We start from the raw sequence: 16802 nt of genomic DNA, 5'->3' as shown, positions 1-16802 counted from the left end.
CGGCCAGCAGCGGCGGGCGGACAATCCTCCCCGGCGGAGAAAACCATGCAACAAGAACATTTCGACGTCCTGATCGTCGGTGCCGGGCTATCAGGCATCGGCGCGGGCTATCATTTGCAGACCAGGTGTCCGACCAAGAGCTACGTCATCCTGGAGGGGCGCGACTGCATCGGCGGCACCTGGGACCTGTTCCGCTATCCCGGCATCCGCTCCGACAGCGACATGTTCACGCTCGGCTATTCGTTCAAGCCGTGGACCGACCCGAAGGCGATCGCCGACGGGCCGCAGATCCTAAACTATGTGCGCGAGACGGCCGGCGAGAACGGCATCGACAAGCACATCCGCTTCCGCCATCGCGTCAAGCGCGCTTCCTGGTCGACCAGCGAGGCACGCTGGACCGTCGAGGCCGAGCGCATCACGGGCGAGGACACGAGCGAGCTGGTCCGCTTCACCTGCAATTTCCTCTTCATGTGCTCGGGCTATTACAAATACGAGGCGGGCTACACGCCGGAGTTCAAGGGCGCTGCGGATTTCGCCGGCCGCATCGTGCATCCGCAGAAATGGACCGAGGACATCGACTATGCGGGAAAACGCGTCGTCGTGATCGGCTCGGGCGCGACCGCTGTCACGCTGGTGCCGGAGCTCGCCAAGAAGGCGGCGCAGGTCACCATGCTGCAGCGCTCGCCGACCTATGTGGTATCGCGGCCGGCGCAGGATCCCCTCGCCAACAAATTGCGCCGTAACCTCCCGGCGCGGCTGGCCTATCATTTGATCCGCTGGCGCAACGTGATGTGGGGGATGTTCTTCTTCCAGCTCAGCCGGCGCAAGCCCGCGAAGGTCAAGGACCTCATTCTCAAGGGCGTGCGAATGGCGCTCGGCCCCGACTACGACGTCGCAACCCATTTCACCCCGCGCTACAATCCCTGGGACCAGCGGCTGTGCCTGGTGCCGGACGGCGACCTCTTCAAGGCGATCCGCGAGCAGCGCGCCAGCGTCGTGACCAACGAGATCGACACGTTCACGCGTGACGGCATCCGCCTGAAGGACGGAAGCGAGCTTGCCGCCGACATCATCGTGACGGCGACCGGATTGGTGCTCCAGGTCGTCGGCGGCCTCGAGGTCAGTGTCGACGGCCGCGCCGTCGATTTTGCCAAGACCTTGACCTACAAGGGCATGATGTATGCCGACGTGCCCAACATGGCCTCGGCCTTCGGCTACACCAACGCGTCCTGGACGCTGAAATGCGATCTCACCTGCGAATATGTCTGCCGTCTCATCAACTACATGGACCGGCACAATTTCCGTCAATGCGTGCCGCACAACGATGACTCGACCATCACGGCGCAGCCGTCGCTGGATTTCACCTCGGGCTATGTGCAGCGCTCGGTGGCCAAGATGCCGAAGCAGGGCTCGAAGCGGCCGTGGCGGCTGTACCAGAATTACGCGCTCGACATCGTCTCCCTGCGCTTCGGACGGATCGACGACGGCGTGATGCGTTATTCCTGACGGCGCCTCCTCCGCAATGCGGTTTCGGCCGGGGCGTGACGGACTGCTTCGTGTCTGCGTCGGTCACGGCGCCCCCCTTGCGCGCATGACCGGCCGATCATCCCGGCTGGGCAGCGCGCCGACGTCGGAATTCCTGCACGGGCAGCCCGCCCCAGCCCCAATTGGCGGTGTCGACTTCTTCGATCACCACGAAGGTGGACTCCAGCGGCTTGCCGAGCACGTCGAGCAGGAGCTGGCTTGAACCCTCGATCAGTGCGGCCTTCTCCACCTCCGAGAGCGAAGCCGCTCCCGGCGTCGTTCCCTCGCGGGTCACTTGAATGGTGACGATGGGCATCGTGCGTCTCCTCGTCTTAATGTCCGGCGCTCTGCCCGCCGTCGACGTGCAGGATCTCGCCGGTGACGAAGGAGGCCCCCTCGAGATAGAGCACCGCATCGACGATGTCGGACATCTCGCCCATGTGACCGACCGGGTGCAGCGCGCTGAGCTGCGCATGCGTCGCGACCGGGTGCATCGGCGATTTGATGATGCCGGGCGACACCGCGTTCACCCGGATGCCGCGCTTGGCGTATTCGATCGCGAGCGATCTGGTCGCGGCGTTCAGCCCGCCCTTGCTCAGCGAGGCCAGCACCGAGGGCACGTTCGAATTGGCCTGATCCGCCAGCGTGGTCGTGATCTGTACCACGTGGCCGGAGCCCTGCCGCTCCATCTCGGCCATGGCGAGCTGGGTAATGTTGAAAAAGCCCGCGACGTTGGTGCCCATCACCGCTGCATAGTCTTCGGCCGTGTACTGGGTGAACGGCTTTGCGACGAAGATGCCGGCATTGTTGACCAGCGTGTCGACACGGCCGAAGCGGGCGAGGGCCTGAGAGACCACACGCTCGGCAGTGGCCCGATCGGCGATGTCGCCGGGCACGGCGAGGATGTCATCGTCACCCGACGGCTTGATGGAGCGAGCCGTGGCGACGACGCGGTAATTGCGATCGCGAAAACCCCGGACCAGGGCGGCGCCGATGCCCTGCGATGCGCCGGTGACGATGACGACCTTCTGCTCGATACCCATGATGGGCTCCTGTTGTTAGCTTCGAGACCTGTGCCGGCAGCGGCCGGCTTGCGTCCTGAGGTACGCTGCGACGGGCCGGTCGCGAATATCCGCTGTCCGGCAGACACTCTTTCGCCGCGCGAACGAATGCGGGGGCGGCCGCCCCGGCGGTGGTTGTCGAGCTTACGGCGAGCGCCTAGCCTGCGAGCGGAAGCTCAGGGGGGGACGGGAAGGGAATGGATCGTCTGGATGCGATGAAAGTGTTCGTCCTGGCCGTGGACGAGGGCAGCTTGGCTGGCGCCGGGCGCAAGCTCGGCCGATCGCCGGCTGCGGTGAGCCGGGCCATCGCGTTTTTGGAAGAACGCGTCGGCGCCGTACTGCTGCACCGGACGACTCGCGCGATCAAGCTGAGCGAGGAGGGGGAACGCTATGCCGCGATCTGCCGCCGTGTGCTCGCCGAACTCGAGGAAGCCGATGGCATCGCGGCTGGACCGCGCACGGCGCCGCGCGGCCTGCTCACGATCACGGCTCCCGTGGTCTCGGGAGAAATGGTCTTGCGGCCGATCCTCGATGCGTTCCTCGATGCTTATCCGACCGTGTCGGCCAAGCTGCTGTTGTTCGACCGGGCGGTCAACCTGATCGAAGAGGGCATCGATATCGCGCTTCGCATCGGGCCGCTCGCGGATTCAGCGATGATCGCGATGCGGGTCGGCGAGATCAGCCGCATCGTCGTGGCAGCACCGCGCTATCTCAAGCAGCATCCACACATCAACGAGCCCGGCGATCTCGCCAAGCACCAGATCGTGGCGATGGCGCACCTGCCCAATTCCTGGACCTTTGCGCCGCAGGCCGGCGCGTCAGTGCCGCGCACGATTCAGTTCACACCTCGGCTTGTCGTCAACAGCACCTATGCGGCGGTCGCCTCCACGGTCGCCGGGCGCGGCGTTGCGCGGATGTATTCGTACCAGGTAGCCGAGCAGGTCGCCCGCGGCGAGCTCGAGATTGTACTGGCTGGTGATGCGGATCCTGAAATGCCGGCCCACCTGATCTGCCCGCAGGGCCGGCTCGCTGTGCCGAAGGTGCGCGCCTTCACCGATTTTGCCGTGCCCCGGCTGAAGAAGCACTTTGCGCAGCTAAGGAAGAGCATCAAGGCGCGCTGAGCAGCCGGCGCTTGGCAATGCGTTGTTTTGCGTATACGGCCGCCTCGCTGAATCGGGCCATGTTCCCGAACGGTTAACGCCGAATTTACGGATCAATCCTAGCCTGTCTCGGCCGGGGTTACTCGCAAGGCCGAGGTGAGCCCAATGGAAGCCCAGAGAATCGCCGTCGATGCCGTCGTCGCGCTGACCGATTGCGACCGCGATGCCGTCATCGCCTTCATCCGCCGTCTCTATCTGGCCGGCGTCACCGACCCCAAGCGCCTGACCTTCAAGGGTCTCCAGGCGCTGTCCCGGGCGTGATGGGGTCGCTGACCGCCACCAGGTCCCCCCGTCTGCTCTCCCCAGTGTGAACACAACCCAGCGGCGAGTATCTTGTCGCACACGTTCGGCCGGAGTAGATGACGTCCCCGGCTGAGTTCACTGGGGAACGGGGAGATGTTGAAACAGCTTTTTGCGCCGCAACTTGTCATTCTCTATGTGCTGGCGGCCTCGACGATTTACGTTCACTTCCGCGGCAAGCAGCGGCTGCGCTTTGCGCGCCAGCTCGGCGATCACTCGACCTATCTGGCACCCTACAATGTGCTGATGTATGCGGGCTCGGCGGTGCCGAACAAGCCGGTGATCCCGGTCGAGCGGTTTCCCGAGCTGAAGCCGCTGAGCGAGAATTGGGAGACCATCCGCGACGAAGCCGTGCGCCTGTTCGACGAAGGTTTCATCCGCGCGGCAGCCAAGAACAATGACTGGGGTTTCTACTCGTTCTTCAAGAGCGGCTGGAAACGGTTTTACCTGAAATGGTATGACGACTTCCTGCCCTCGGCGAACACGCTGTGCCCGAAGACGGTTGAGCTGCTGAAGTCGATCCCGAGCGTGCACGGCGCGATGTTCGCGATGCTGCCGCCGGGTGGCAGGCTGGGCGCGCACCGAGATCCCTTCGCTGGCTCGCTGCGCTATCACCTCGGCCTGGTCACGCCGAACTCGGCCAAGTGCCGCATCCTGGTCGACGGCGTCGAATGCGTCTGGCGCGACGGCGAAGCCTTCATGTTCGACGAGACCTTCATTCACAGCGCCGAGAATGCGACCGACGTCAACCGCATCATTCTGTTCTGCGACGTCGAGCGCCCGATGAAGTTCGGCTTCATGACCGCAATCAACCGCTGGGTCAGCCATCACATCGTCAAGGCGTCGGCGACCCAGAACGTCGACGGCGAGAATGTCGGCGTGCTCAACAAGGTGTTCGGCAAGCTCTATGAGGTTCATCTCGCCAGCCGCAAGGTCAAGGAGTGGAACCGCAACGTCTACTACACGCTGAAATACGCGCTGGCGGCGCTGATTCTGGGTCTCATCGTGTATTCGGCGTTGAATTGAAGCGACGCGTGGGGCGGATCGGCGAAGCTTGGTTCGCCCTTGCGTCGTGCCGATCTGCGGATTGCTCTCGTCCGTCCTGCCACGATCGTCCGCTCTCGGTCGGCTTCGTCTAGTGGCGGTGCTGGTGCCCTGCGGAGCCGCCGGGACGCTGGTAGCCTCGTAACTCTGCATATCGCTGCATCTGGCTCTGATTGAGCAAGGCGGCGGTCGACAGATGATATTTGAGATGGCTCTCGCGGAGTTGCCCCTGGGTTTCGGCAATGGCCCCGATGCTCGTCTTGAGCGCTTCCGACGTGACCGCACGGGACGAGAAAAGGTCTTCCAGCGCTCGCTCTTGCTCGACGAGCTTGTGACCCAGCGGAACGGTTTCCTGTTTCATGGCATCGAACAGTCGCCGGACCTCGACGCGTTGATCGGCTGTCAAGTCGAGGCTGTCGCCGAGCTCGAGCACGTGGCTGGGACCGGGATATCCATTGAGCTCCGCAGCAAGAGCCAGGCCCATACCGCGTCCGGCGCGAAGGTCGTCGATCTGCTGCTGTGACAGCGCCTTGATCGGGCGCCTTTCCATGCCGGCATAAGGGTGGCTGGACTGGGCGCCCGCCGCGCTGGCGGTGAGGAGGAGAGAGGCGGCAAGCAGAAGGAGGCGGTTCATGAATCTGGCTCCATCAAGTCGGACCGGCCATGCGAAGCAACGGACCCGGCTGCGACATTACCCTAGCGCGATCGAGTGATCTCGGGCCTGAAATCTTGCTGGATCGTCCGGCCCATGGCAACAAACATTGCCGCGATCAAATTGCCGAATGTGGAGCAGGTGATGGCCTCCTTGCGGCGTCCCGCAGGCAAGCCCTGCCAATCGGCCGGTGCGGGCGTGATAGGTGTTGTAGGGCGGATCAACGAAGCGTAATCCGCCGTACGGTCGAGCAACGATCGACGTCACCGATTGCCGCGCGAAGGTGGCGGATTACGCTTCGTTAATCCGCCCTACGTTCGCGCCTATTCCGGCTGGCCGATGCTGACCTTCAGCGTGCCGACACCGTCGACGCCGCATTCGAGCTTGTCGCCGGGCTGGAGCTGCGACACGCCGGCCGGGGTGCCCGTCATGATGATGTCGCCGGCGGCGAGCTTCACCTGCTGCGAGAGCTGCCAGATGATCTCGGGCACGTTCCAGATCAGCTCGGTGAGGTCGCCCTTCTGGGCTTCCTTGCCGTTGACCGTGAGCCAGATCTTGCCTTTGGCGGGATGGCCGATCTTGGAGGCCGGCTGAATCGCCGAGCAAGGAGCGGAGCCGTCGAACGACTTGCCGATCTCCCAGGGCCGCTCCTTCTTGCGCGAGGCGATCTGGAGGTCGCGGCGGGTGAGATCGATGCCGACGGCGTAGCCGTAGACGTGATCGAGCGCCTTGTCGGCGGGGATGTTGAGGCCGCCGCTCTTCATCGCCACGACCAGCTCGACCTCGTGATGGAGGTCCTTGGTCAGCGGCGGATAGGGAATGGTGGCGCCGTCCGGCACCAGCATGTCGGCGTGCTTGGCGAAGAAGAACGGCGGGGCGCGCTCGTCATTGCCCATCTCGCGGATGTGCTCGAGATAATTGCGGCCGACGCACCAGATGCGGCGAACCGGATAACGGCCGCTTTCCCCGACGACGGGAAGCGAAGCCTGGGGCGGAAGCGGGATGACGTAGGAGGCGGCGTTCATGAAGCGGTCTCGCTGCTCTTGAGGTGGAACGAACTCTATGCGGTTGCGCTGATCGGCGCCAGCGCGCCGGAATCGTGGTGGTGTTGCAGGCGGAAGAACGAGGCGTAACGGCCACCGCGGCGGAGCAGTTCGTCGTGCCGGCCCTGCTCGACGATCTCGCCGCCCTCGACCACGAGGATCGCATCCGCGTGCATGATGGTGTGGAGACGGTGGGCGATCACGATGGTGGTGCGGTTTCGGCACAGATGCTCGATCGCCTCCTGCACCTGCCGCTCGGACTCCGAATCGAGCGCCGCGGTGGCCTCGTCCAGGAGAATGATCGGCGCGTTCTTGATCAGCGCGCGCGCCACCGCGATGCGCTGGCGCTGGCCGCCGGACAGCTGCGTGCCGTGCTCGCCGACCGGCGTATCGTAGCCGAGCGGGAAGCCCATGATGAAATCATGCGCGCAGGCCGCCTTCGCCGCCTCGATGATCTCGTCCTCGCTCGCGCCCGGCTTGCCGAAGGCGATGTTGCTCCGGATGGTGTCGCGGAACAGGTAGACGTCCTGGCCGACATAGGCGGTCTGCGAGCGCAGGGATTTGCGCGAGACCGCGCCGATCGACTGGCCGTCGATCACGATGTCGCCTTGCGTCACCTCATGGAAGCGCAGCAGCAGCGCCAGCACGGTCGACTTGCCGCCGCCGGAGGGGCCGACCAGCGCGGTGACCTTGCCGGGCTCGGCGACGAAGCTCATGCGGTTGAGCACGGTCTCGCCGGTGCGGTAAGCGAAGCTGACGTCACGCAGTTCGATCCGCGCGTCGGTGAGCTTCAACGCGGGCTTGTCGTCGTCGGAGCGTTCGCTGGCCGGGCTGTCGACCACTTCGAGCAGCATGCGGGCGCCGACGAGCTGGCTGTTCAGATCGATGTTGAGCCGCGCCAGCCGCTTGGCCGGCTCGGTGGCCATCAGGAACGCGGTCATGAAGGAGAAGAACGCGCCGGGCGTGGCGTTGAGCGCGACCACGCTGTAGCCGCCGTACATCAGGCAGCCGGCGACCGCGAAGCCGCCGAGCATCTCCATCAGCGGATTGGAGCGGTTGGCGACGCGCGCCATCTTGTTGGCGTTGCGCTCGACGATCGCGATGTTCTCGTCGATGCGCTTCTGCATGGTCTCTTCCAGCGTGAACGCCTTGACCGTGCGGATGCCCTGCAGCGATTCCTGCATCGTCTCCATGATGTCGGCGGTGCCGGTGAACTGGTTGTAGGCGAGGCCTTTGATGCGCTTCACCAGCTTGCGCAGGACCAGCATCGCCGGCGGCACCGCGACGAGGCCGATGAACGACATCAGCGGATCCTGCCACACCATCACGCCGATCATGGCGAGCAGCATCAAGAGGTCGCGCCCGATGGCGTTGACCAGCATGTTGAGCACGTCGGTGATCGACTTGGCGCCGGCCGTGAGCCGCGCCAGGAATTCGGAGGAATGGCGCTCGGAGAAGAAGCCGACGCTCTCGCGCATCAATTTTGCGAACAGCTGGCGCTGGTTGGTGGCGAGGATCGCGTTCGAGATCTTGGTCAGGATCACCATGTGGCCGTAGGTGGCCACGCCCTTGATGAAGAGCAGGATCACCGTGAGCCCCGAGAACATCGCAATGCCCGGGATGTTCTTGTCGACATAGGCCTGGTTGATGACCTGGCCGAGCACGTAGGTCGCACACGCCGTCGCTGCCGCGGCCACCGCCATCAGCGCGAAAGCGACGAGGTAGCGCCGCCAGTAGACGATCCCCTGTTCCGTGACCAGGCGGCGCACCAGGGCCATTGCCGCATAGGGATCGTCGGTGATCTTCTTTGGAAACTGGGCCATCCGGGGTCCATTGACGGCGCAGGACAAGCCTGCCCGCGCGTCAGGGATCGATGGGCCTCTGTGCCCGCTCAGCTACCGTTTTTCAAGCCCAATTAAGGGCTTGCGCTTGGGATGATTCTAGGCCGAGGCGGCGTGGCGAAGCTCGCCATGACGCTCGTGGAACAGCTTGTCCTCCCATGCCAGCGCGTGGGCCGCGATGGTCTCGAGGTCCTCGTATTGCGGCTTCCAGTCCAGCAGTCCGCGGATGCGGCTGGTGTCGGCGACCATGGTCATGATGTCGCCCGGCCGGCGCGGCGCGTATTGCACGGCAAAGCTGCGGCCCGAGACGCGGCGCACGGCGTCGATGGTCTCCAGCACCGAATAGCCGCGGCCATAGCCGCAATTCAGCGTCGTCGAGGCGCCGCCGTTGCGCAAATAGGCAAGGGCCGAACGATGCGCCTGCGAGAGGTCCGTGACGTGGATGAAGTCGCGAATGCAACTGCCGTCGGGGGTCGGATAGTCGGTGCCGAACACGTCGATCTTGGCGCGCTGGCCGGTCGCAGCTTCCACCGCGATCTTGAGCAGATGCGTGGCGCCGACGGTGGCAAGGCCGATGCGGGCCTGCGGATCGGCGCCGGCGACGTTGAAATAGCGCAAGGTCACGTATTGCATGCCGTAGGCGGCGGCGACGTCGTGCAGCATGATCTCGGTCATCAGCTTCGACGAGCCGTAGGGCGACAGCGGCCGCGTCGGCGCGTGCTCGGGCACCGGGACCTGGTCCGGATTGCCATAGACGGCGGCGGTCGAAGAGAAGATGAAGCGATTGATGCCGCGCTTGACCGCGACGTTCAGCAGATTGCGCGCGGTCGTGAAGTTGTTGCGGTAATAGCCGAGCGGATCGCGCATCGAATCCGGCACGACGACCGAGCCGGCGAAATGGATGATGCTTTCGATGTCGTGCTGGGCGATCACGCCTTCGAGCAGGTTCTCGTCGCCGGCATCGCCGATGAACAGCGGCACGCCCTCAGGCAGATAGGCGGAGAAACCGGTAGAGAGATCGTCGATCACCACGACGTCCTCGCCGGCTTCCGCCAGCGCGAGCACCGTGTGACTTCCGATATAGCCGGCGCCGCCGGTGACTAGCACAGTCATGATCTCACCCGTCTTCGATCAACGCTGCAAGCTAACGTCTGCGTGGTGAAGAGGGGGTATCGGCGCGGCCGAACTGGTCACTATGCTTAATGTTGCGTATAGGGGGCCGGTCAAACGGAGCGTGATGTGGCCAATTCCCCCGGCGATCTCGAAGTGATCGTGCCAAATCTGCACAGGCGCTATTCCGGGGTCACCGCGACCAACCGGATGGTGGCGCCGCGGCTGGCGAAGCTGTATCGCGCCGCCTGGTTCGGCTCCGACGCGCCGGCCGGGATCGCGCGGCTCGGCGCTGCTGATTTTCTCAAGCTATGGCGCCGCAAGGCTCCGCTGATCTGGCATGCGCGGCGCAACAACGAGATGATCGCCGGCGTCGTGCTGCGCGCGCTCGGCTGGCCCTTGAGGCTCGTGTTCACCTCGGCGGCGCAGCGGCATCATAGCTGGATCACGCGCTGGCTGATCCGGCGCATGGACGCGATCATCGCGACGAGCGACATCTCCGCCTCGTTCCTGAAGGTGAAGGCGACGGTGATCCCGCACGGCGTCGACACCGACGTTTACGCGCCGCCGACCGATCGCGCCGCTGCTTTCGCTGAAAGCGGTCTGCCGGGCCGCTACGCCATCGGCTGCTTCGGCCGCGTGCGTGCGCAGAAGGGCACCGACCTCTTCGTCGATGCGATGTGCGGCCTGTTACCGCGCTATCCGGATTTCACCGCGATCATCGTCGGACAGGTCACGGCCGAGCAGACGCCCTTTGCCAACGATCTGAACAAGCGGATCGAGGCCGCCGGGCTGCAATCGCGCATCGTCATCACCGGCGAGCTGCCGATCGAGGCGGTGCAGCGCTGGTACCAGCGCCTGACCATCTACGCCTTCACCTCACGCAACGAGGGTTTTGGCCTCACGCTGATCGAGGCGATGGCGGCGGGCAGCGCGCTGGTTGCCGCGCGCGCCGGCGCGGCCGAGCTAGTGGTCGAGGATGGTGTAAGCGGCGTGCTGATCCCGGCCGGAGATGCCGACGCGCTGGCCGCGGCGCTCGAGCCGTTGATGCGCGATGTGACGCTTGCGACGGCGATGGGCGAGCGGGGGCGGGCGCGGGTGCTGGCAAAGTTCAGCCTCGATGCCGAAGCGGCGCGGATCGGCGAAGTCTATCGGTCGCTGCTCTGAAACTCCGCGGTCGCGCCGGCAAACAAAAAATCGCGAAAACAACCCCATGCACAGTAGGCGAGGGTAGCGAAATCAAGGGCTTGGCGGCCAGCGTAAGGCTGCGCGGATTTGCGTCCGCGCTACGACTATGTTCCCATTATGGGAATTTTGCATTGATCCCGAATTGGGAACATGATATGGCTATGAACGTAATAGCTCGAAAGGCGCTCAAGGTCTTTTGGGAGCGATACCCCCAAGCGGAGACCCCCTTGGGGACCTGGTACGAAATCGTTTCCAAGGGTGACTGGAGTGGCCCTGCAGACCTGAAGAGAGCGTTTGGAAACAATATCGACTTTGTTGGCGACAACAGAGCCATCTTCGACATAGGCGGCAACAAGTATCGCCTTGTGGTTCACTTCTCCTACAAGTTCAAAACAGCTCTCATCAAGTTTGTCGGCACGCACGCAGAGTACGACGGAATAGACGCGGAGACCGTGTGATGATGGACGTAAGGCCGCTTCGCAACGAACAGGATTACGATTGGGCTATCGGCGAAGTATCCCGCTATTTCGAGGCCGAGCCCGCTCCCGGCACGTCTGACGGTGATCGATTCGAAGTCTTGTCTTCACTCATCAAGGAGTACGAGGACAATCACTTCGCGACCACTCATGGCGATCCAATCGACATTCTCCATTTTGCAATTGAATCCATGGGGCGTTCGCAGTCAGAATTGGCGGCTCTGATCGGACGCAATCGGGCATCCGAAATTTTGAATCGCGTCCGTCCACTGACGCTGGACATGATCCGGACCATCAGCAAGGAATGGAGCATTCCAATTGCTGTTCTGACAGCTCCATATGAGCTAACGCGCGCGCAAGCATGATCTGATCGGCGACCGCCCGGCTCACGTCGTCGCCTTCGTCCCGGCCTCGCTCAGCACCCGCTGCGCCATCGCCGCCACCTCGCTCGCCGCGATATTCCGCATGCACCTGTGGTCGTTCATCTTGCAGATCGTGCTCTGGCAGGGCTGGCAGGACAGCACCTCCTTGTCCTGCACCACGGTCGCGGCGAGGCCGTTGAGGGGGGCCCAGAGATAGGGGCTGGTCGGGCCGAAGATGCCCATGGTGGGCGTGCCCAGGGCGGCCGCGATGTGCATCAGGCCGGAATCGTTGGAGATGGCGACGCCGGCGGCGGCCATGGCCAGCACGCCGCTGCGCAAATCGTTGCCGGTGAGGTCACGCACGCCGGGGCCGCCTGCTGCGACGATCTCCTGAGCGAGGCCCTTCTCGGCGGGGCCGCCGACCACCCAGACTTCGAGCCCGCGCCCGGCCAGCAGGCGGGCGGCCTCGGGATAGTACGTCCAGCGCTTTGAGACGCCCACGGAGCCGGGAGCGAGCGCCACCGCGGCCCCTAGGCCGAGGCCGTTGGCCTGCCGCCAGCGGACGATGTCCTCCGCCGGGACCCGCAATTGCGGCACCGGCCATTCCGGGGGTAGGGGGGCGCCGTCAGGCTGGGCCAGGGCGGCGTTCTTGTCGATGAAGCGGGGCAGTTTCTTTTCGCCCCAGCGCCAGCGGTTGATCAGGCCGAATCGGAACTCGCCGACGAAGCCGACTCTTTCAGGAATACCGGCCAAAGCGGGCGCGATGGCAGCCTTCCAGGTGCGCGGCAGCACCAGGGCCGTGCCGTAGTCTCGCTCGCGCAGCAGCTTCGCCAAGGCCAACTGACGGCCCACGGCAAGCCGGCCGCGCGGCAGGTCCCAGACGATACCCTCGCGCACGCCGGGCATGTAATCGACCAAAGGAGCGCACAGCGACGTGGTGAGGAGATCGACCGGCCGGTTGGGCCAGCGCTCCTTCAGGACCCGGACGACGGTGTGATTCCGGACGAAATCGCCGATCCACATGTAGGGAATGATCAGAATCGGGCGGGTATCGCTCCGGTCTGGATCTCCACTAAGCTGTGAATTTTGGTTCATTCGTTGAACGGGCCGCAATGATTTGGCGGTTCGGTAGCCGCTCCCAGCCGGCAGGTAAAGCCGGCAAACCGCTCAATCCCAAAACCGCTTACACTTTAGCGGCTCATGCGCTACGGCAGGACCGGATCGCAGAAAAATCGGGCAGGGATTTCGGAATGTTGCTGGTGACCGGCGGGGCCGGTTTTATCGGGTCGAATGTCGTGGCCGCCCTCAATGACGCGGGCCGCAGCGACGTCGTGGTTTGCGATCTGCTTGGCACCGATGGCAAGTGGCGGAACCTCGCCAAGCGCCAGCTTGCGGATATCGTTCCGCCGGCGGAATTGATGGACTGGCTGAAAGGCCGCAAGCTCGATGGCGTGATCCATCTCGGGGCGATTTCCGCGACCACGGCGACCGACGGCGACCTCGTGTTCGAGACCAATTTTCGTCTGTCGATGCGCCTTCTCGACTGGTGCACAGCAAGCGTGGTGCCCTTCATCTACGCCTCCTCGGCAGCGACTTATGGCAACGGCGAAAGCGGTTTCGACGACGACGCTGCGATCCCCGCATTGAAGAAGCTTCGGCCGATGAATCTCTACGGCTGGAGCAAGCACATGTTCGATCTTGCGGTCGCCGGGCGCTTGGCCAATGGTGAGCCACTGCCGCCGCAATGTGTCGGCCTGAAATTCTTCAACGTGTTCGGCCCCAACGAATACCACAAGGGCTCGATGATGAGCGTGCTGGCGCGCCGCTTCGACGACGTCAAGGCCGGCCGCGTCGTGCAATTGTTCAAATCGCATCGCGAGGGCATCGAAGACGGCGATCAGCGCCGCGATTTCATCTATGTCGATGACGTCGTGCGCGTAATCATGTGGCTCCTGGCGACGCCGTCGGTGTCCGGACTGTTCAACGTCGGAACTGGCAAGGCGCGCAGCTTCAGGGACCTGATGCTGGCTGCCTATGCGGCGCTCGGCACCAAGCCCAATATCGAATATATCGACATGCCCGAGCAGATCCGTTCGGCCTACCAGTACTTCACCCAGAGCGAGGTCGATCGGCTCCGCTGCGCCGGCTATAACGGCGGCTTCACGACGCTCGAGGACGCGGTGAAGGCCTTTGTCGGGGATTACCTCGACCGGCCCGACCGCTTCCGCTGAGGCTCCCTGACCATGCCGACGCCCATTCTCGATTTCGACGCTCTCGCGCAAGCCATCTCAAGCCGCACGGTGCTGTGCATCGGCGATATCATGCTGGACGAGTTCGTCTATGGCGAGGTCTCGCGGATTTCGCCGGAAGCGCCGACGCCTGTCATCACAGCGCAGCGCAGCGAGATCCATATCGGCGGCGCCGGCAACGTCGCGCGCAACGTCGCCTCGCTCGGCGCACGCTGCATCTTCGTCGGCCTCGTCGGCGAGGACGATGCCGGTGCACGGCTCAAGACGGCACTGGACGAGCTCGCTGCGATCGAAAGCGTGCTGGTGCGCGATCCGTCGCGCCCGACCACGCGAAAGGTCCGATTCGTCTCCGAACATTTTTCCACGCACATGCTGCGCGCGGATTGGGAGCAGGCGGCGCCGGTATCCGATGAGGTCGAGACCAAGCTGATCGAGGCGATCCTGCCGGGAATCGCGCGCGCCGACCTCGTGCTGCTTTCGGACTACGCCAAGGGCGTACTGACGGCGCGCGTCATTCGCCACACGATCGACGCCGCGCGAAAGCTCGGCAAGCCCGTAATCGTCGATCCCAAGAGCCTGAACTGGGCGATCTATCGCGGCGCCACGCTGCTTACGCCCAACCGCAAGGAGTTTTCCGAAGCGACGCGCAGCCGCGCCGACACGCCGCAGAGCATCGTCGATGCCAGCGAGGACGTGATGCGGCTCGCCGATTGCGAGGCGATCCTGGTCACTCAGGGCGAGCGCGGCATGACGCTGGTGCCGCGTGGCGGCGAGGCCGTTCACGTTCCGGCGTTCCCGGTGAAGGTGCGCGACGTCTCCGGTGCCGGTGACACCGTCGCCGCCGCCCTCGCGGTGTCGCTTGCGGCCGGCGCGGACTGGGACACGGCATTGCGTATGGCCAACGCCGCGGCCGCCGTCGCGGTCGGCAAGCAGGGCACCGCCAGCGTGAGCGCGGCCGAGCTGCGCCGCAAGATCCTGCCGCATGCCAGTCTCGCGGCCGAGGAAAAGATCGTGCTCGATCCTGATGCGCTCGACGCCCAACTCGCCGAGTGGAAGAGGCAGGGCCAGCGCGTCGGCTTCACCAATGGCTGTTTCGACATCCTGCATCCGGGCCACGTCAAGGTGCTGACCGCGGCGCGCGCCGCCTGCGACCGCCTGATCGTGGGCCTCAACAGCGACGCCTCGGTGCGGCGGCTCAAGGGCGCGGAGCGGCCGGTCCAGGACGAGCGCGCGCGAGCCGAGGTGCTGGCCGCGCTGGAGGCCGTCGATCTCATCGTCATCTTCGAGGAAGACACGCCGATCGACCTGATCAGGCGGATCAAGCCCGGCGTGCTGGTGAAGGGCGGCGACTACACCCGCGAGCAGGTGGTGGGCCACGAGATCGTCGAGCAAGCGGGCGGGGCGGTCGTGCTGGTCGACATCCTCCAGGGCTTCAGCACGACGGCACTGGTGCATCGCGCTCGGGGAGGGGGCAAGTGACGGTGCTCGCACGCGAGACGACCGGCGAAAGGTTGCTTCGCCGTCTGCGCAGCCCGGCCGCCTGGCGCGAGACGGTCGATATATTCGCGGTCCTGACCGCGGCCTCGCTGCCCTGGTCGACCTCGCTTGCGGGAATCTTCAACGCGCTGATGCTGGTCTGCATGGTGCCATTCCTCGACGTCCGCGCGTTGCTGGAGTTCTTGAAGCGTCCGATCTGTGCGGCGCCGATCGCGCTGGTGCTGCTGGCGCTGGTGGGAACACTCTGGTCGGACGCGACCTGGGGTGCGCGATTCTATGCGGTCAATCCGACCGTGAAGCTGCTCGTGCTGCCGTTGCTGCTCTATCATTTCGAGCGCTCGCCCCGCGGCCACTGGATATTCATCGCCTTTCTGGTGTCCTGCGCGTTGTTGTCGGTGATGTCCTGGCTGGTCGCCTTCTATCCGAACCTCGCGCTCAAGGGCGGTCCGCCCGAGCGTGGCATCTTCGTCAAGAACTACATCGACCAGAGCCAGGAATTCGCGCTTTGCGCGGTCGCGCTGGCCTATCCGATCGTGACGTTGCTGCGCGAGAAGCGCTACTGGCTCGCCGGACTGCTGACGGCGCTGGCGCTGAGCTTCTTCGTCAACATGACCTTCGTGGTGGTGTCGCGTACCGCGCTCGTCACCATCCCGATCATGTTCGGCGTGTTCGCGCTGCTGCACCTCAAATGGCGCAGCATCGCGATCATCTCCGCCGCTCTGCTCGCCGGCGCCGTTCTGGCCTGGCAGGCCTCTCCGCAATTGCGCCATACCGCCGAGAGATTTACCGACGACTACGCGGGCTATGTGGAAAGGGGCGAGGCGACCTCGATGGGCCTGCGGCTCGAATTCTGGCGGAAGTCGCTGAGCTTCTTGGCGGAGGCGCCGATCATGGGGCACGGCACCGGCTCGACGCGCGGATTGTTCGAACGCGCCGCGGCGCCCGCCGGTCAGAACCGGGCCTCGGCCGAGGTGATCGGCAATCCCCACAACCAGACGCTCAACGTTGCCGTGCAATGGGGCGCGATCGGCATCCTCATTCTCTATGCGATCTGGATCCTGCATCTGCTGTTGTTTCGCGGCGACGGGCTTGCCAACTGGATCGGGCTGCTGGTGGTGGTGCAGAACGTCTTCACCTCGCTGTTCAACTCCCATCTGTTCGACTTCCATGAGGGCTGGATGTACGTCATCGGCGTCGGCGTCGCCGGCGGCATGGTGATCCGGGCACAACGGGGCCAGGCGAAGATGGGGGAAGCCGGTTCCTGAGCGGCCGCGCGGCTGGCAAGTCTGGTTCAG

17 protein-coding genes are annotated in these 16802 nt (G+C 64.6%); 10 read left to right on the top strand and 7 right to left on the bottom strand.

Features of this window, described 5'->3' with window-relative positions; genetic code table 11:
• Positions 1 to 45 precede the first annotated feature (45 nt).
• Entirely contained in the window at positions 46 to 1506 is a 1461-nt protein-coding gene (locus DCM80_RS07065) for an NAD(P)/FAD-dependent oxidoreductase (protein WP_257196329.1), read from the top strand.
• Positions 1507 to 1603: 97 nt separating this feature from the next.
• Here the strand turns inward: DCM80_RS07065 and DCM80_RS07060 are convergent, their stop codons facing one another.
• Positions 1604 to 1840, bottom strand: a complete 237-nt coding sequence (locus tag DCM80_RS07060; protein WP_257196328.1) for a 4-oxalocrotonate tautomerase family protein — start codon at positions 1838 to 1840, stop codon at positions 1604 to 1606.
• A gap of 16 nt (positions 1841 to 1856) precedes the next feature.
• Positions 1857 to 2567 (bottom strand): SDR family NAD(P)-dependent oxidoreductase, encoded by a 711-nt coding sequence (locus tag DCM80_RS07055; protein ID WP_257196326.1) that lies wholly within the window; start codon positions 2565 to 2567, stop codon positions 1857 to 1859.
• A gap of 215 nt (positions 2568 to 2782) precedes the next feature.
• Here DCM80_RS07055 and DCM80_RS07050 point away from each other — a divergent pair, with 215 nt between their 5' ends.
• The 3 genes from DCM80_RS07050 to DCM80_RS07040 all read left to right on the top strand — a co-directional run bounded on the left by DCM80_RS07050 (position 2783) and on the right by DCM80_RS07040 (position 5071).
• Entirely contained in the window at positions 2783 to 3706 is a 924-nt protein-coding gene (locus DCM80_RS07050; RefSeq protein WP_257196325.1) for a LysR family transcriptional regulator, read from the top strand.
• Positions 3707 to 3850: 144 nt separating this feature from the next.
• A complete protein-coding gene (locus tag DCM80_RS07045) occupies positions 3851 to 4006 on the top strand; it encodes a hypothetical protein (protein WP_007612486.1) in 156 nt (51 codons plus the stop codon).
• 135 nt (positions 4007 to 4141) lie between these two features.
• A complete protein-coding gene (locus DCM80_RS07040; protein WP_257196324.1) occupies positions 4142 to 5071 on the top strand; it encodes an aspartyl/asparaginyl beta-hydroxylase domain-containing protein in 930 nt (309 codons plus the stop codon).
• A 109-nt stretch (positions 5072 to 5180) separates the two neighbouring features.
• Here DCM80_RS07040 and DCM80_RS07035 read toward each other — a convergent pair whose 3' ends face one another.
• The 4 genes from DCM80_RS07035 to galE all read right to left on the bottom strand — a co-directional run bounded on the left by DCM80_RS07035 (position 5181) and on the right by galE (position 9738).
• Positions 5181 to 5723, bottom strand: coding sequence for a Spy/CpxP family protein refolding chaperone (locus DCM80_RS07035; RefSeq protein WP_257196323.1), 543 nt, complete (start codon positions 5721 to 5723; stop codon positions 5181 to 5183).
• A 341-nt stretch (positions 5724 to 6064) separates the two neighbouring features.
• Positions 6065 to 6766, bottom strand: a complete 702-nt coding sequence (locus DCM80_RS07030) for a fumarylacetoacetate hydrolase family protein (RefSeq protein WP_257196322.1) — start codon at positions 6764 to 6766, stop codon at positions 6065 to 6067.
• Between the two features lie 35 nt (positions 6767 to 6801).
• Complete coding sequence (locus DCM80_RS07025; protein WP_257196321.1) at positions 6802 to 8607, bottom strand: ABC transporter ATP-binding protein; 1806 nt, start codon at positions 8605 to 8607, stop codon at positions 6802 to 6804.
• 117 nt (positions 8608 to 8724) lie between these two features.
• Positions 8725 to 9738 (bottom strand): UDP-glucose 4-epimerase GalE, encoded by a 1014-nt coding sequence (galE, locus tag DCM80_RS07020; protein ID WP_257196320.1) that lies wholly within the window; start codon positions 9736 to 9738, stop codon positions 8725 to 8727.
• A 126-nt stretch (positions 9739 to 9864) separates the two neighbouring features.
• Here galE and DCM80_RS07015 point away from each other — a divergent pair, with 126 nt between their 5' ends.
• From DCM80_RS07015 to DCM80_RS07005, 3 genes are all read left to right on the top strand, one after another.
• Positions 9865 to 10902 (top strand): glycosyltransferase family 4 protein, encoded by a 1038-nt coding sequence (locus DCM80_RS07015; protein WP_257196319.1) that lies wholly within the window; start codon positions 9865 to 9867, stop codon positions 10900 to 10902.
• Positions 10903 to 11084: 182 nt separating this feature from the next.
• Entirely contained in the window at positions 11085 to 11381 is a 297-nt protein-coding gene (locus DCM80_RS07010) for a type II toxin-antitoxin system HigB family toxin (protein WP_257197887.1), read from the top strand.
• The gene (locus DCM80_RS07005) at positions 11381 to 11764 is read left to right on the top strand and encodes a type II toxin-antitoxin system HigA family antitoxin (protein ID WP_306594639.1); all 384 of its coding nucleotides are present in this window, start codon (positions 11381 to 11383) and stop codon (positions 11762 to 11764) included. The genes DCM80_RS07010 and DCM80_RS07005 overlap by 1 nt, the downstream gene beginning before the upstream one ends.
• 21 nt (positions 11765 to 11785) lie before the next feature.
• Here the strand turns inward: DCM80_RS07005 and waaF are convergent, their stop codons facing one another.
• The gene (gene waaF, locus DCM80_RS07000; RefSeq protein ID WP_257196318.1) at positions 11786 to 12856 is read right to left on the bottom strand and encodes a lipopolysaccharide heptosyltransferase II; all 1071 of its coding nucleotides are present in this window, start codon (positions 12854 to 12856) and stop codon (positions 11786 to 11788) included.
• A 155-nt stretch (positions 12857 to 13011) separates the two neighbouring features.
• Here waaF and rfaD point away from each other — a divergent pair, with 155 nt between their 5' ends.
• From rfaD to DCM80_RS06985, 3 genes are read left to right on the top strand one after another with little or no spacing between them, the layout of a single operon-like run.
• The gene (gene rfaD, locus DCM80_RS06995; RefSeq protein WP_257196317.1) at positions 13012 to 13992 is read left to right on the top strand and encodes an ADP-glyceromanno-heptose 6-epimerase; all 981 of its coding nucleotides are present in this window, start codon (positions 13012 to 13014) and stop codon (positions 13990 to 13992) included.
• A 12-nt stretch (positions 13993 to 14004) separates the two neighbouring features.
• On the top strand, positions 14005 to 15489 hold the full coding sequence (gene rfaE1 / locus DCM80_RS06990) for a D-glycero-beta-D-manno-heptose-7-phosphate kinase (protein WP_257196316.1): 1485 nt from the start codon (positions 14005 to 14007) through the stop codon (positions 15487 to 15489).
• A complete protein-coding gene (locus tag DCM80_RS06985) occupies positions 15486 to 16772 on the top strand; it encodes an O-antigen ligase (RefSeq protein WP_257196315.1) in 1287 nt (428 codons plus the stop codon). Before rfaE1 ends, DCM80_RS06985 begins: the two co-directional genes overlap by 4 nt.
• Positions 16773 to 16802: the final 30 nt, after the last annotated feature.

Source organism: Bradyrhizobium sp. WBOS08 (genome assembly GCF_024585125.1).
Taxonomy (GTDB): Bacteria; Pseudomonadota; Alphaproteobacteria; order Rhizobiales; family Xanthobacteraceae; genus Bradyrhizobium; species Bradyrhizobium japonicum_B.
Note: the sequence above shows the minus strand (reverse complement) of the source record. Positions and strands in the feature narration are given on the sequence as shown.

Bases quoted from the DNA above. Each gene is read 5' to 3' on its own strand.
- DCM80_RS07065 (WP_257196329.1), top strand. From the start codon at position 46: ATGCAACAAGAACATTTCGACGTCCTGATCGTCGGTGCCGGGCTATCA.
- DCM80_RS07060 (WP_257196328.1), bottom strand. From the start codon at position 1,840: ATGCCCATCGTCACCATTCAAGTGACCCGCGAGGGAACGACGCCGGGA.
- DCM80_RS07055 (WP_257196326.1), bottom strand. From the start codon at position 2,567: ATGGGTATCGAGCAGAAGGTCGTCATCGTCACCGGCGCATCGCAGGGC.
- DCM80_RS07050 (WP_257196325.1), top strand. From the start codon at position 2,783: ATGGATCGTCTGGATGCGATGAAAGTGTTCGTCCTGGCCGTGGACGAG.
- DCM80_RS07045 (WP_007612486.1), top strand. From the start codon at position 3,851: ATGGAAGCCCAGAGAATCGCCGTCGATGCCGTCGTCGCGCTGACCGAT.
- DCM80_RS07040 (WP_257196324.1), top strand. From the start codon at position 4,142: ATGTTGAAACAGCTTTTTGCGCCGCAACTTGTCATTCTCTATGTGCTG.
- DCM80_RS07035 (WP_257196323.1), bottom strand. From the start codon at position 5,723: ATGAACCGCCTCCTTCTGCTTGCCGCCTCTCTCCTCCTCACCGCCAGC.
- DCM80_RS07030 (WP_257196322.1), bottom strand. From the start codon at position 6,766: ATGAACGCCGCCTCCTACGTCATCCCGCTTCCGCCCCAGGCTTCGCTT.
- DCM80_RS07025 (WP_257196321.1), bottom strand. From the start codon at position 8,607: ATGGCCCAGTTTCCAAAGAAGATCACCGACGATCCCTATGCGGCAATG.
- galE (WP_257196320.1), bottom strand. From the start codon at position 9,738: ATGACTGTGCTAGTCACCGGCGGCGCCGGCTATATCGGAAGTCACACG.
- DCM80_RS07010 (WP_257197887.1), top strand. From the start codon at position 11,085: ATGAACGTAATAGCTCGAAAGGCGCTCAAGGTCTTTTGGGAGCGATAC.
- DCM80_RS07005 (WP_306594639.1), top strand. From the start codon at position 11,381: ATGATGGACGTAAGGCCGCTTCGCAACGAACAGGATTACGATTGGGCT.
- waaF (WP_257196318.1), bottom strand. From the start codon at position 12,856: ATGAACCAAAATTCACAGCTTAGTGGAGATCCAGACCGGAGCGATACC.
- rfaD (WP_257196317.1), top strand. From the start codon at position 13,012: ATGTTGCTGGTGACCGGCGGGGCCGGTTTTATCGGGTCGAATGTCGTG.
- rfaE1 (WP_257196316.1), top strand. From the start codon at position 14,005: ATGCCGACGCCCATTCTCGATTTCGACGCTCTCGCGCAAGCCATCTCA.